Source organism: Reticulibacter mediterranei, assembly GCF_016587455.1.
Map to the genome: position 1 here is coordinate 2,673,449 of NZ_BNJK01000002.1, position 13,699 is coordinate 2,687,147.

13 protein-coding genes and 1 pseudogene are annotated in these 13,699 nt (G+C 52.8%); 4 read left to right on the top strand and 10 right to left on the bottom strand.

Annotation, left to right across the window (positions count from 1 at the left end; all coding sequences use genetic code 11):
• Window positions 1–136: 136 nt before the first annotated feature.
• Window positions 137–334 carry a response regulator transcription factor gene (locus K3T83_RS50670; RefSeq protein ID WP_220210733.1) on the bottom strand — a complete coding sequence of 66 codons (198 nt, stop codon included), beginning with the start codon at window positions 332–334 and terminating at the stop codon, window positions 137–139.
• A gap of 38 nt (window positions 335–372) precedes the next feature.
• Between K3T83_RS50670 and K3T83_RS58720 the strand changes: the two genes are divergently transcribed.
• Window positions 373–609 carry a hypothetical protein gene (locus tag K3T83_RS58720; RefSeq protein ID WP_236065270.1) on the top strand — a complete coding sequence of 79 codons (237 nt, stop codon included), beginning with the start codon at window positions 373–375 and terminating at the stop codon, window positions 607–609.
• Here the strand turns inward: K3T83_RS58720 and K3T83_RS58725 are convergent.
• Together K3T83_RS58725 and K3T83_RS50685 are read right to left on the bottom strand one after the other, a co-directional pair.
• Window positions 576–1,046 carry a tetratricopeptide repeat protein gene (locus K3T83_RS58725; RefSeq protein WP_220210734.1) on the bottom strand — a complete coding sequence of 157 codons (471 nt, stop codon included), beginning with the start codon at window positions 1,044–1,046 and terminating at the stop codon, window positions 576–578. The genes K3T83_RS58720 and K3T83_RS58725 overlap by 34 nt on opposite strands.
• A gap of 4 nt (window positions 1,047–1,050) precedes the next feature.
• Window positions 1,051–1,326: a tetratricopeptide repeat protein gene (locus K3T83_RS50685; protein ID WP_220210735.1), complete on the bottom strand. Its 276-nt coding sequence runs from the start codon at window positions 1,324–1,326 to the stop codon at window positions 1,051–1,053.
• A 455-nt stretch (window positions 1,327–1,781) separates the two neighbouring features.
• Here K3T83_RS50685 and K3T83_RS58385 point away from each other — a divergent pair, with 455 nt between their 5' ends.
• Complete coding sequence (locus tag K3T83_RS58385) at window positions 1,782–2,039, top strand: DUF4158 domain-containing protein (RefSeq protein ID WP_373324724.1); 258 nt, start codon at window positions 1,782–1,784, stop codon at window positions 2,037–2,039.
• Window positions 2,040–2,404: 365 nt separating this feature from the next.
• Here the strand turns inward: K3T83_RS58385 and K3T83_RS50695 are convergent, their stop codons facing one another.
• Entirely contained in the window at window positions 2,405–3,949 is a 1,545-nt protein-coding gene (locus K3T83_RS50695; RefSeq protein ID WP_220210737.1) for a transposase, read from the bottom strand.
• 564 nt (window positions 3,950–4,513) lie between these two features.
• Between K3T83_RS50695 and K3T83_RS50700 the strand changes: the two genes are divergently transcribed.
• Window positions 4,514–4,828, top strand: coding sequence for a hypothetical protein (locus K3T83_RS50700; protein ID WP_220210738.1), 315 nt, complete (start codon window positions 4,514–4,516; stop codon window positions 4,826–4,828).
• Here the strand turns inward: K3T83_RS50700 and K3T83_RS50705 are convergent.
• Entirely contained in the window at window positions 4,821–5,204 is a 384-nt protein-coding gene (locus tag K3T83_RS50705) for a transposase family protein (protein ID WP_220210739.1), read from the bottom strand. The genes K3T83_RS50700 and K3T83_RS50705 overlap by 8 nt on opposite strands.
• Window positions 5,205–5,425: 221 nt before the next feature.
• On the opposite strand from K3T83_RS50705, the gene K3T83_RS50710 reads away from it, so the two are divergent.
• Entirely contained in the window at window positions 5,426–5,935 is a 510-nt protein-coding gene (locus K3T83_RS50710; protein ID WP_220210740.1) for a hypothetical protein, read from the top strand.
• A gap of 84 nt (window positions 5,936–6,019) precedes the next feature.
• Here the strand turns inward: K3T83_RS50710 and K3T83_RS50715 are convergent, their stop codons facing one another.
• The 5 genes and pseudogenes from K3T83_RS50715 to K3T83_RS50735 all read right to left on the bottom strand — a co-directional run bounded on the left by K3T83_RS50715 (window position 6,020) and on the right by K3T83_RS50735 (window position 13,450).
• Window positions 6,020–6,526 (bottom strand): AAA family ATPase, encoded by a 507-nt coding sequence (locus K3T83_RS50715; protein ID WP_220210741.1) that lies wholly within the window; start codon window positions 6,524–6,526, stop codon window positions 6,020–6,022.
• An 857-nt stretch (window positions 6,527–7,383) separates the two neighbouring features.
• Window positions 7,384–9,513, bottom strand: coding sequence for a serine/threonine protein kinase (locus tag K3T83_RS50720; protein WP_220210742.1), 2,130 nt, complete (start codon window positions 9,511–9,513; stop codon window positions 7,384–7,386).
• Window positions 9,514–9,864: 351 nt separating this feature from the next.
• Entirely contained in the window at window positions 9,865–10,185 is a 321-nt protein-coding gene (locus K3T83_RS50725) for a hypothetical protein (protein ID WP_220210743.1), read from the bottom strand.
• A 387-nt stretch (window positions 10,186–10,572) separates the two neighbouring features.
• A complete protein-coding gene (locus K3T83_RS50730; RefSeq protein WP_220210744.1) occupies window positions 10,573–11,805 on the bottom strand; it encodes an MFS transporter in 1,233 nt (410 codons plus the stop codon).
• Between the two features lie 824 nt (window positions 11,806–12,629).
• Window positions 12,630–13,450, bottom strand: a pseudogene (locus tag K3T83_RS50735) (IS6 family transposase).
• Between the last annotated feature and the right edge of the window lie 249 nt (window positions 13,451–13,699).

Genomic DNA, 13,699 nt, shown 5'->3' on the forward strand with positions numbered 1-13,699 from the left:
GCATCATTCTCGCCGTTTTCAAGCCGAAGAAGAGAAGGATATGGGGTCCACACCTTCTTGCTTCGCTTGTCCCTCACGAGTATAGTGCTGCATGGCCTACTCGTCGTACTCCTCTGGGAGTATTTCAGGGAGCATATTACGGATGCAGTGAGAGGACGTGCAGTTCGCGTGCCCGGAGCACTGCCTGAATGCGGTTGGTGGCATCCAGCTTGCCGAGGATATGTTTGACATGACGCTTGGCCGTGTTGGGGGTGATGAACAAGGCATCGGCAATCGCCTGATTTGAGGCACCATCGGCCAGCAGGGTGAGGACTTCTTGCTCACGAGGCGTCAAGGGGTCAATGAGTAAGGCATGAGAAGCAGGGGCAATGAATGGCGGGAAACAGACAACGAATCACCTGGCTTGAACGCTTTGTCATGTGCTGTCGCTGCCAACAAGGTGTGAAGATAGGGGAGCGAGGGAAGTGGGACAGCCTCCCGTTGCTTGGGGTGGGCCGCAAGACGGGTGAGCAGACGCGCCATCGGCTCTCCTTTATCAGCAAAGGTGCGGATGTAGCCTTCCGGCTCGGCCAGTATCAGGCTTGTTTCAAGGTAGCCAATGCCTGCTGAATATTGCCACCTTCCTCAAAGGCCATTGCCTTGAGTGCGAGTGTCTCGATCAGCAAGCCGTTGAAGCCACGCTGCTTGCTGAAATGGCACCATCTCTCGAGCAGCTTCAGAACCGCTGTCAGCCCGTATGGGTCCTGCGTACTATGAGCTTGAGTGATCACCACTTGCGCCAGGGTCATCTGTTGAAAGAACTGTTCTCTATCCAATTGCTCATTGAACTGGTCGTCGCCACGCATACGGCACTCGTGGACCCAGCGCAGCGCTTCTTCCAGCTTCCCGCCACGCAGCAACAGATGCGCCCGCTGCGTATCAGCATATGCCCGTATTGAGAGGGGAATCTTCCCTGTGGCGATGATGTCATCTAATGCATGCAGCATGTGCAATGCCTCATCGATGCGCCCCTGCGTAAGAGCGAGAGTGGCTCGCGGGAGTGGCATCAGGCTACATATCCCCTCTCGCCCGCACCCTTGCTGATGCGCCTGCACGGATGCGGTCCAGCAAGGTCGCAGCCTCATCCAGACGGTTCCATTCATACATCAGAGCGATAGAATCAGCGTAGAGAGCGAAGAGCATCACTGGTGGGAGTTCAGTGGTGATAGGGAAGAGAGACAGCAGATGGTTGTAGTGCTGAACCATTTTACGCAGATGTCCCTGTGCTTGGTACACCTCGGCCAGATCATGCATGGCGATCATGCTCAGAAAATGGGAGTCTCCCATAGGCTCCATGTTGAGATGGAGTGGCCGCTGATGACTCCATGCGTCCTCCCCTCTGCGCGTTGCACGTGTGATCCCAACAGTTCCCTAACACAGTATATCTCATTGCGCTCCCATGCAGTGCTGGAGTGGTGATCGCCTTCGGTGTAAAGCAATCATGGCACATGCGCGTTTCCTGCTTGGCTTCATACCATGCAATGAAGTGGGGGAAACCGCTCAGATCATGGCGCATCGATGCAGTTGCAAGGTCTTCTCGCTCGCGCAACCAGCACTCATGGGAAGCAAGTGCTTTTTCCCGTAGTCTCTGAGCGGTGGATGTGCTATCCGCTTCCTGTATTGTTCTCTTTTGTTGCGAACAACCTTAGCAGAAAGGGACTTCGAGGGATACGAAGAACAGTGGTAGAAAAAAAGTCCTAGAATATTGTCCAGATTTTTCCGCAAAATATATATTTGCAGAAGTGCATGCGAATGTACAGAATATTTGGCGAGTCACGTGGAAAGAGATCTTATGTATACCTGTTGAATGTTTGACGCTAGAGCAACGTAACCGCTATGGCCGCTATGTGGGCGAACCATCACCTGAGAAATTGGTACTCTACTTTCATCTCGACGACCGTGATCGCACTTTGTTAGAACCCCGGAGGCATGCTCCTCATACACGTTTAGGATTTGCCCTCCAGCTTTGCACTGTTATTCCTGGGAACGTTTCTCTCTGATTCAACCGACGTTGTGAGGAACGTTGCCCTCACACTCGCTTCCCAGTTCAACAGTGCCGAGTCTTTCGGTCCTCTCTCGCTAGCGCGAGGGCGAGATACGCTACGATCATGTCCATGTGCATCATAGCTGAGTAGGGCAAATAATTGAATAGAAAACGGATTACCTGTCCTTTGCCTCTGCTATTGTATCTTCAGAAGGTGCTAGTATGATGCCAATTGCTCCTTGATACGTCAGCCGTTGGTGGCAGAACCAGTTTTCGCGTGTAAGCTATTGGGACACGGCTCATTCTCCAACTTATGCCGGGCATATCAAATTAATAGCAATGGAAAGGTTCGCAACTGAGGATTGGACCCCTAGTATTTGGTCAGACGCTTGAGCCAACCGAAGGCCACGAGGTGGTCATCAAGGGCTTCGCGACTGGACGACCAAAACCTTCGTTATAACGCTTTGGACGAGGAGGTGGATACTCCTCATGATATGAGTCATCCCCAATTTTTCTGAAACCTTTCGAGATCTCGAATGAGGGAAGCGACAACGAGAGGATCATCAGAAGGGGAATGAAACAACTCAGATGAGGGCGATAATCGTTCCAGAGACGACTGAGCGCCCATCGGAGCCGATAGAGCGGTGCTTGACTGTTCAAGCACCGCTTTCCAGTGCGGTGGCATCTGAAGCGCAAAAGCGCGGCTACTAGATCTTGATAGGAGGAATCGAGCAAAGAAAGCAAGAAAGCATAGACGAGCATAACCATTCCCAGCAGTTTGAGACGAGCTTCCAACGACCACAAACGCGGACATTCCAACGCCAATTCGCATTTGGCATAGCGAAAACTCTGTTCAATTTGCCAGCGTCGTCGATAGGTGAAAAAGACCTCCCAGGCTTGTGTTTCTGTGTGAACGGTTTCATTCGTAATAAGATACATCACGCCTTTCTTCACGCGAGCTTTGACCAGAAACAGCGGTTGCCCTGACTGAGGATGGCGAACTGCACTCCACCAGAGGTCGCAAGACATCTTTTCTCCGGTGGTCGTATCCCAGATCTCTTTATGCGCTCGATATCTCTTGCCTTGCCCAATTTGCCAGAGCTTCTTTTCTTCTCCAGCCAGAGTGAGGAACACATGCTTTTTGATCCAGCGGATCACAAAACGAACACGATATTGCGAAAGGACGTGAAGCCAATATCCTGAAGCATACCCACGATCAAACACATGGACGAGCAACGGCCCCCATTTCCTGACACAGACACGTAATGCCTCTTCCTCGGCGTCCCGTAACTTGGTCGCAAAGACGCCTTTGGTCGTCCACCAACGACTCAGCGCTAGATGGGGAAGTCCTTGCATTCCCACAATCAGCGCTGCGGTCCATTGCATGCCCATGACCCGCACCGGGCGCACAGCAGGCCAGTTGAAGACCAAGCCCCGTTTCGTGCGGCTTCGTCGTTTTGCTTTACTCGAAAGAACGGGACACAATCCTTCGAGTTTTTCACTCTCGGCTTTTTCCAAGACACTTCCATCCCAAATGCAGAGAATCCGTTTTCTTTGTACTTTGAGGTTCTGTACTTCTTCATCAGCTTTTTCCAGGAGATAGTGGTCAATGACATCCACTGTCCATTTCACTGACCGCAGCAGTTTCCCAACCCGTTTCGTGCCTGCTGTCGCACTGGAGGCATATCCAGCATAGCCGTCCAGAGAGGAACCCAGTTCGCTCAACCAGAGGGCTTGCGGGTGATTGCGCAAGCTAATGATCGCCACCAGGCACTGCAACAAGGTACGCACAAGCCGTTTATCCAGGATCTCATCCAACGCTGTAAGCAAGGGGAACAAAAACGTTTCGAGCAAATGAAGCAGATGTTGTGATCCTCCCTGCGGATCTCGTTCCAGGTGTTTGAAGGTTTCAGACAGTTCTGCCATAATGACAACGGATCTCCTCGTTCAGGTGTTGATTGCTTTCATACTCAACAGTCTAAACGAGGAGATCCGTTTTGCCTAGCCTCTTTTTTTCTCTCCTGGCTACATATCAGTGTCCAGAAAAATCAGGGATGACTCATGTCTCCAATGACATCACCAGAGGAAGAGAGATCGAGCAGAGATGGCTGTTATTTGAAGAACAAGGGTTTGCGCTCGCAAGAACTTCTCAGTAGAAAGCGTGACCATAGACAGACCATGTGCTTCACCCAACGGATCGAGGCAGTGAAGCACATCCTCGGATTCGGCAAAAACACTCCTGGCATGAACGGAGCAGAAGATCGCCTCATATCTCCCTCTGCTACACGATAAGCAGTTCCAATACATAAGGTAACACCTGACACATTCGAGACACAGATACAAATGCTGTCAGTTACTCCTTCCCATGTCAGACGACTTCTGTTGCAATCGCTGCAATGGCAGGTTTGCGATCATCAGATCCCAATGCACCGTTTTTCTTCTTTTGTAGAACAGGTATCTGGTTGGCTTGACCAGGAGACCGACGAAAACATGTATCGTTCTCTCCTCAATGTTCTCTCTGTCTGGCAAGATAAAGAGACGGCGCAATTGGTTGGAATAGCCTTACTCAAGCAATTCGATGCTCTTGAGAGAAATCAGGAGCAGGACAAGGCAGCAGTACTCAAGGCACTGGCTCGTCTGACGCACATGCAACCTACACTGATCGAATCTCTGCGGATCTCGCTGTCCCAGAAGAGTATCGCCCAATCATCCACGCCGAGAACTCGCACAGATGGAATATTGGGCAAAGGAGCTGCCCTCAGTAAACGGAGAAGTGAATCATTGCTCAGAGACAGGCTCAAGTGATGAAGAAGTCGCTCCTCTGGCCTGCCCCCAGAGCAAAAGCGACCTGAAGGAGCAAGCTCTTCTGCCGTAGCCATCGTCGTGCATAAGCTGGAGCGCCAGGGTGAAGCCGCTCGACAAAGATCTTGCGAGAACATGATGTATTCAGACATTTGTATCGTCGAACCTGAATGGACCAACGAACAGGAAGCCCAGAACAAGGGAGATCTGCAAGGGTGCGGATATAGTGAGAGTGGATTTTCTCAGAAGAATGCTGGCAAAGTGGGCAGAGAGCCCCTTTGTTGTGGGTTGTCGCATGCACAACAATAGCCTCATTTCTGACTTCCATCTCAAGGATCTGTAGATATTCAGGGTCGGGTGAGCGCAATGCACTGGTCATGAGTTGGTTCCTTCCATTTCCTTTCAACTTATGACCGAAGTATAGCTGATCGCCCGTTAAGAACACATTAAAATTGAGTCAGAGCCAAATCACTACACGTAGTTGGGGAGAGCAAGTTGGCGAACCAGCTTGTCAAACACAAAGCCAGTTCTTACACTGTTCTGGAGAAGCGTGCTCTTGTTTAGGAGCCGTGCGAAAGGATTAGTGTAGGAGACTGCCAGATGCTCATTGTGAATGATGAACACCGAATCGCGGCTGAGGTTAAGAGCCTCTCGAAACGCTGCTCGTTCTGCCGAACCCCCTTTCAGCGTATCCGCCTTCCCATGAATGATGATGCGGGCTTCCATGTCTTTCATGCCGCCTACGCCGCTGCGCTTGCCACCGATCTCATTGTCGATTTGTCTACCTTTTTTCACCCACCAGCACCCTACCACCAGTTCTTTGTGCTCACAACACAAGCAGGCGAGTGCAACAACGAACGAGGAGGGACAGATGGAATCAACGGATCGCGGAACGAGATCAAGGCAGCGCTCTGGGAACAAGCCTCTCATCCCTGTATGCGGGTGAACTGGGGCACAGCACAAGTGATGGCAGCAAGACGCAGTAAGGGACAACTGCTGGTACAGCTCGCGCGGGTTTTCGCGCTGGCATCCTGTGGAAGCAGTGACCATTTCTCGACCTCGGCTGTGCCCAACTGGTGGCTGCGACCTCGAAGACGTACTGGTAAATAGCATCCGCGCGTGAGCAGGTTTGGCCCTTCGACCTCGCGCACTTGCCCTCCCCTATGGGCACAAAGCGTTGAGGTCAAAGCCTTATCAAGCCGAAGCTTGGACATGGCGAAGGATTTCGTCCACGACGCTGACAAGCGGCGGTGTGGCATCTATTACGATGCCACTGCTAGGGATGCCTTCTTTCGTTTGATACAAGCGCGCAGAGATTTCCCGTTCCTCTGGTCTTCCGCCCCAGTCAGTTGGGTCCAGTGCCACTCGCTCATCAATCCGCCGGAGACTGGTGTCAAGGTCGACCTCAAGAATAAACACGCCATCTAATAACTCGAGGAATTGGGAAAAATTCCTCGACCCACCGCAGAAAAAGGTGACCGCCTCATCCTTGTTAGCGATGAAGGCTTGTACTTTCTCTACATCCCAAATATGATGCTCGGGGCGGAAGCCTTCCGTTTTCTCACCAGTCGTTGGGTCTCCTTGGTAGGCCAGTTCTCTATCACCATGAATGGCCTGGTAGCCACGACGCTGTAATTCTGTGCAGACCGAGGTTTTGCCCGCGCCGGAGACTCCCCCGATCAGATAATTTCTCTTCCCCATTCATTGTCCTTTTCTTGATACGTGTGAGGAACAGTATACCTGATAGGGAGTGGTTTTTCCAGGAAACGCGTGTGAAAGTCAGGGCTTTCCAATTCTCCCATCTAGCGGGAGTGCAGAGGGCGGCAGCCCTTTGCCGGGGTGCGGGGTGTCCCCGCAAAAACCTTTTTTCTTCTCTTTTGCGCGCCGCCGCAGGCGGCGCGCGAAGGAGGGAAGGAAACTGGGGACGCCCCAGGCCCCGGCAGGGAGACCCCTGCCCCCTTTGAGCGGAGAACTGGAAAGCCCTGGTGTGAAAGTCGCCTCATAGGGGAGGGCAAGTGCGCGAGGTCGAAGGGCCAAACCTGCTCACGCGCGGATGCTATTTACCATTTGGTGGAGCAAGATCTCTTCAAAAGGGCCTTGCACCTTTTCTTGTTATCCAGTCGCGCCAAACAAAGGCAATGGGAGTTGTTGCGCGAAAGCCGTGATCTTGCTCACTTTCTTGCGCGGACGCGGGCTCTGGCCTCCTCAAAGCAAGTAACCATTCAGTGTCGGAGAGCTGCCACAGATCCATTTGGGGACTGCGAAAGTGTGTCTCCAGACGGCGTGCACTCTTGACCTCTTTTCTCGGGTTCGTTTCTCTCAATGATATCTCCTCCTGCGCACTATCTACATCCACTGCTTGTGAGAATATCAGAAGCACTGGCACTACTTTTTGGATAAATGACGTGAAAAGTGGGTCTGTCAGATTTGATGATTCGGGAATTTTGGATGACTGACTGCAACCATCTGAGAAAAGGGTTACGAGAAGATCTCACCTGTTCTCTCTCGCGGCCTTAAGGCAGACGTATACATCTTCACACTGCAATGCCAGTTCACATTCAGCAACTCACATGGAGGTGGAAAGGAAAGTCAGTGAGGCCCCCACCCAGATTCTTTGTTTCGACGTAGACTTCTCTGTTACTCGAATGTCCCCCCGCCGTAAAGACGAGTCCTGGATTGTAGACCAGCGCATTGCTTGGGTCTCCGATAGTGGCAACATAGGCGCAGTGGCTCACATCTTGGTTGAAAGTGATCTCATAGGCACCAGGGCCGCGATGAGTAACAGCACTGCCAGTGCTGCCCCGGACCAGACTGCCATTAGCGTCTACGACTGCATAGGGACCCTGACAACTTACGCTGAGATGGAAAGGAAAGTTCGTGAGGCCCCCACCCAGATTCTTTGTTTCGACGTAGACTCCCTCATTGCCTCCATGTCCACCGGCAGTGTAGACGAGTCCAGGGTTGGAGACGAGTGCGTTGGCTGGATCACCGATAGTAGCAATATAGGCGCAGTGGCTCACATCTCGATTGAAGGTCACTTCATAGCGACCAGTACTCAGATGGTTTACCGTGCTCACATTTGCCCCTCGGACCAGACTGCCATTAGCGTCTACGACTGCGTAGGGACCCTGACAACTTACGCTGAGATGGAAAGGAAAGTTCGTGAGGCCCCCACCCAGATTCTTTGTTTCGACGTAGACTCCCCTGTTGCTCGAATGTCCCCCCGCCGTAAAGACGAGTCCTGGATTGTAGACCAGCGCATTAGCCGGATCTCCAATAGTAGCAATATAGGCGCAGTGGCTCAGATCTCGGTTGAAGGTGATCTCATAGCCACCAGGGTCGCGATGACCAGCCTCGCTGACATTGCCAAAGCCCCGGACCAGACTGCCGTTAGCGTTCACAACCAGGGACAAATCAGAAGCTACATCTGGTGTGGAGGGTGGCAACATAGCAGAAGATGCTCCAGGTGGTGTCCTTTGAGCAAGAGACCCGAAGTACCACAGGCCACTGCCGCTGAGTGCGACGAGGAGCACCAGGCCAAAGGCGAAAAGCACACGTCGGCTTCGCGCTCTCCTGTGCTGAATCGGGCGAGGTACAGGATCTGGCGAGAGTGGCGTAGTACTGTCAGGAACTCCTTCTGAAGTGACTGTGGCAGCTTCAGACGGGATGGTTGGCGGGACCTCTTCTGGCATTGGCTGGTCAGCACTTGTCTTAGCAAAAGGTGGGGGAGAGGACGCAACAGATGGGAAGAGGCCACCTCTTGCGAGGTCTCGCTCAGTTGCTTGATTCGGCATAGGTTGCTTCCGTTCTGAGGGCACGGGAAGTTCTGGTGAAGAGGATGTGGGTTTGGGAGGGGCAATATGCCACTGGCTGGCAACCTGGAGGGCAACAGCGAAGTCCTCCACGCGGGCAAAGCGCTCCTGGAGCTGTTTGGAAAGGGCTTTGAACACCACCTGCTCTACCTCGGGTGGCAGCGTGGATACCTGATCCAAAAGCCTTGGCGGTGGCGCGTGGAGGTGCTGAGACACCAATTCTGGCACGGTCCCTTGAAAGGGACGTACCCCTGCTAGCCATTCATAGACCACCACTGCCAGGGCATATTGATCGCTTGCTGGTCGCGGCTTGCCCGTATGCTGTTCGGGAGCCATGTAAGGCAGCGTTCCACCAAAGTCCTGATAGGCACTGGCCGAACTAGAGGCGTGGGCCACCGAAGCAATGCCAAAATCGCTGAGCAACACGGTCCCATCCGTGCGGCAGAGCATGTTCTCCGGCTTCACGTCGCGATGCACCAGATGGCGGTCATGGGCATACTGTAAGGCAGAGGCAAGCTGGGCGGTCAAGTCCACCACCATGTCCAGAGGAACACTCCTGCCTTTGGGATAGCGGTCGCGCAGCGTCCCCCCAGCGACATATTCCATCACTAGGAAGGGCAGGTCGTGCGAACTCAGGCCAAAGTCGAGCAACGGCACAATATGCGGATGTTTCAGACGTATGGAGCGGGCTTCATTGAGGAAGGCTTTGAGGTCCTCTCGTCCAGTGAGAGGAGCCTTGATCAGTTTGACAGCCACCAGGCCGTGTTCTCGGAGATCCTCAGCCTGATAGACTTCCCCGAAGCTGCCACCCCCGAGTCGGCGCAGCAAGCGATAGTCGCCGATCTGCTGACCGCTCCAATCCTGAGAGAGGACCACCTGTTGGGCACCGACTCTTATGAGTGGTTACTCATATTTAAAGTATTCATTGCGACAAAACTGGCCTTTTCCCACTGGAAAATCCACTTGAGGAGCTGAGAAAGCGTCAGGGTTGCGACTTTTTATCGCAATCAAAAGTTGCAATATGTGTTACCACTCATAAAAGTCGGTGCCACCTGTTGCCTCCTTCTTGTTTGTAAGCAGGAATGCCAATGAGATCACGAGGCGAAAAGATATGGTAGCGCTTGAGAGATACTGTAGGGGATATTTGTCGTGTTGTCAAGGGTCTTTCTTGGGCAGGCGAAGCCCCAGGCAGCACTCGACGCGAGATCGACCTGAACCCGGACGCGTTCAAGAGGATGAGTGACGGGCATGAGCACCACAAGTACAGTGAGCAAGCAGCTCTTCCAAACAGGAAATCTGACCTTGTAAAGCGAGGATCGTCTTTTTGAATTGGATCACTTCTTGCCCAGGATGACGTTCTCCAAATTTTGCCATCTGTGCTTCTTTCTGATAATATGCGGCATCTGCTTGAGTCTGCTCCAGTTCCGCTTGCAACTGCTCAATGGTGTTTTGATAGACTTGCTCGGTCTGGCGTCGTTGAATGCGAGGATTGGCCTGTTGGACAAGTGTGAAGAGATCAGTTCTCCGGTAGATCGTTGCAACAGACACTCTCGCCTCTTTTGCAACTGTCGGAACGGTGATTTCGTGCGGCTTCATGCCACGCCGAAGCATGGCCTGGACATCTGGACGTTCCTTGCCGCTCTCTGTGTCGTTGAAGCATCTCCCAGACCTGCTCTCCTGAAAAATGGCCTTGTTAGTTTTCTGGCAAGAGTGGGCTACAGTCTATGACAAACAGAGACCTGTTGCTTATCGGCTCCTGACACCACTTGGAGAGGTAAGAGAGACGCTCTATTTAAGCAAGTAAGCTCACTTTTTCTGGCGGAGAGTCTGAAATAAACGAGCGATACGATAGAACGAGGCATCCATCTTCATCCCCCTATCGTCAGGAGGCCGGAGAGACCTGTAGGGTTTTCCAGCCTCCTTTTTATCTATTGCTCAGGATAGTGCAACCAGGCGACGATAAAAGAGGGTCATGATCACGGCCAGCAGCAATTGAGGGGCAAAGAGGGCCAGAACGGTCCCCACAGGCCCGATGAGCTGGATCAGCAGGCCCGTCAGCACGATACCCAGGGGCGTACTGCCATTCACCAGCAAGTGAATAATGCTGTTGACGCGTCCCTGCATGTGATCGGGAATCAGGGAGAGCTGGTAGCTGGCCTGCGCAACCAGGTAGATGGAGGCAATAATGAAGGTCGAGACATTGACCAGCGCAAACGACCAGAGATTGGGCACAACCGTCAGCGGCAGCCATGAGAGGACCCAGAGCCAAATCGTGACGAAAAAGATCTGCCCCGCCCGAAAGCGCGAGAGAAGCGGGCCAGCCAACAGCGAGCCGACAATATTCCCCAGTCCGCAACAGGCGAGAATCAACCCCGTCGTCAAGGCCGTTGCGTGGAGATGCTGCGCCAGTTGCTCAAAGAGCAGCACCCAACCAGCGGTAGGTGTAACCAGGCCCCAATGGAGGATTGTCAGGAAGCGCAGAACAGGATGACGCCAGAGCCATCTCATCCCCTCAATGATCTCGGTGCTCAGCTTCTGGCGAACTGCAAGAGGCTGGTTCTGGAGCGGCTTCTTGATGAAACAGAGCGAGACGACCGAGAACACATAGGAGATTCCATCAACCAGGAAAGGAAAGGTCTGACGGATGCCATAGAAGAGGCCGCCAAGCGCCGGGCCAAGCAATTGTGACGAGGCCACAAGCACCTGATTCTGCGCGACCGCCTGTGACAACTGCTCCTTCTCGACGATGCGCGGAAGGGAAGCCGATTGCGCGAGGGCGAAGAAAGGGGTTAATATCCCCTCCAGCAGGATCGCCAGGGCCAGGTGAAAGATGGTGAGATGACTGAGCGCGGCAGCAACGGGAATACTGCCCAGAGCGATGGCGCGTCCACAATCACAGACGATCATCACTGATTTGCGGTTCCAGCGGTCAATCAGCGCCCCGGCGGGAAGGCTGAGCACCACGCCGGGCAGTGTACCAAGCGCAAAGATCAGACCTGCCAGGGCCGGTGAGCCGGTCAGAGAGACGATTAAGAGCGGCGTGGCGATAACTGAGACGCGTGAGCCAAAGGCTGAAACCAATTGACCACTCCAGAGGATCATGTAGTCGCGATTGTGCCAGAGAGACGTACGCTGGCGCGTCTGTAGTAGGTTCTGCGATGCAGGCACGGAAAGACTCCTTATGAATAATCATAAAACAAACAGAAAGGGAGAAATGACACCTGCTCGCAGTGATGATGAAAGTATGGCTACATAAAAAGAAAGGCATCACCGACAGGAGGTGTCTGGCGATGCACGTCGAGGAACGATGAGAGAAGAAGAGAGATTGTTGGCAACGAGAAACTACGCCTGAAACAGATTTGTCAGGCGGCGTTATGATGTGCCTTGATACCCCACACAGGCCCGGCGTGCTCGCCTATGTGGGGAAGGTTTCCATGAGCCGGAAAATGGGAGTGTTCATGTGAACGTGTTCTTTCTTGCAATAGTAGTGTGTAGGGGGAGAGTAACATAGAGTTGATGAGCCTGTCAACCTGGCAGGGTCGCGAATGCAGGGCTTTCCAGTTCTCCGCTCAAAGGGGGGCAGGGGTCTCCCTGCCGGGGCCTGGGGCGTCCCCAGTTTCCTTCCCTCCTTCGCGCGCCGCCGCAGGCGGCGCGCAAAAGAGAAGAAAAAAGGTTTTTGCGGGGACACCCCGCACCCCGGCAAAGGGCTGCCGCCCTCTGCACTCCTGCTAGATGGGAGAATTGGAAAGCCCTGGTCGCGAATGTGGGCATCGTTACCCTTCACACTGGCGAGGGGCAAGCAATATATTTCCGATTCCCCATTACCTCATCCTTGCTCTTTCTTGTGAAAATTTCACACGATTCCACGCACTTTTGCGATTGAAATGAAAGGATGATTTATGAGTAAGAATAAGCGTCCAGGGGCTCTGTCAGAACTGAGAATACAAAAGTACAGAAAGCTCTTCAAAATCTCGCAGATACCATTTGCTGAATTATGAAATGGCAGTCATCAATTCTTGCAGGGCCACCAGCCGTTCACAGAATAACAGCCGTCGTTGCGCCAGTGACCGTGTTTCCCTTTCTCTAAAGCAGAAGCGAAAATATTGACGTAATTCATCAAATGCGCGACAAAAGCGTGCTGCTGAAGCGACGTAGCCGAAACCATGCATGGGATAATACCGTTGCTTGATGCCTCGATGATCCTGTTCTATCCGATTGTTCAGATACACATTCGTTCGATGCATCACCTCCTTGCCTATGGCTTCATGTACGGCACGTGGGTAGGAACGATGTCCGTCAGTCGTGACTTGTTCTGGTGCATGGCCAACAACCGCGACTGCTTGCGTGAAGAATTGTTTTGCTGCCTCCATATCTCGCTTCTCACTGAGCCGCGAATCCACGAGATTGCCGTTGTGATCAATTGCTCGATACAAGTAGCACCACTTTCCATGGACCCTGATGTAGGTCTCATCCACATACCAGGATCTTCCCGCTTGTCCGCGTCGCTTCGTCCGCAATTGATCTGCCATCAAAGGAGCAAACCGGGCTTCCCAGTCCCGAACTGTCTCATGGGTAAAAACAAAACCCCGTTCTAAGAACATCTCGGCTATATCGCGGAGACTCAACTTATAACGGAGTCGCCATAACACGACAAGGAAAACCATATCAGTAGGAACCTCCAGATAGTTGAAAGGGATACCAGTTCGCTCATTGAAAGTACACCGGCATGTTGACAGAAGAAAGTTGCATAGCCCAGTTCTGTTTTCTTCGCACGCTTCCTGATCGTCGTTGCAACACAATGGGGGCAGTTCATCTGCGGGTACTCCTTGTTTCATCCTGTTTTGCTACAATCAGCATAACAGAAGCCTAGCTTCTTTGCCAGAGCGGTGCTTGAATTCTGACAGAACCTGCGAGAAGATATGGGGACATCTTTGCCGCATGTCTCTTGCCCTCTTGCAAGATCGACGAATCTCTTGTGTATCGGGTATACTTGAGAAGGCAATCTGGCAGGACCTGAAACGAAAACGGTGCAGAACTGCGGGAACGCCACTTTCACAGGAGT

Coding starts and splice junctions, on each gene's coding strand:
- K3T83_RS58720 (WP_236065270.1), top strand. CDS start 373: ATGGCGGGAAACAGACAACGAATCACCTGGCTTGAACGCTTTGTCATG.
- K3T83_RS58725 (WP_220210734.1), bottom strand. CDS start 1,046: ATGCCACTCCCGCGAGCCACTCTCGCTCTTACGCAGGGGCGCATCGAT.
- K3T83_RS50685 (WP_220210735.1), bottom strand. CDS start 1,326: ATGGGAGACTCCCATTTTCTGAGCATGATCGCCATGCATGATCTGGCC.
- K3T83_RS50695 (WP_220210737.1), bottom strand. CDS start 3,949: ATGGCAGAACTGTCTGAAACCTTCAAACACCTGGAACGAGATCCGCAG.
- K3T83_RS50700 (WP_220210738.1), top strand. CDS start 4,514: ATGTATCGTTCTCTCCTCAATGTTCTCTCTGTCTGGCAAGATAAAGAG.
- K3T83_RS50705 (WP_220210739.1), bottom strand. CDS start 5,204: ATGACCAGTGCATTGCGCTCACCCGACCCTGAATATCTACAGATCCTT.
- K3T83_RS50710 (WP_220210740.1), top strand. CDS start 5,426: ATGCTCATTGTGAATGATGAACACCGAATCGCGGCTGAGGTTAAGAGC.
- K3T83_RS50715 (WP_220210741.1), bottom strand. CDS start 6,526: ATGGGGAAGAGAAATTATCTGATCGGGGGAGTCTCCGGCGCGGGCAAA.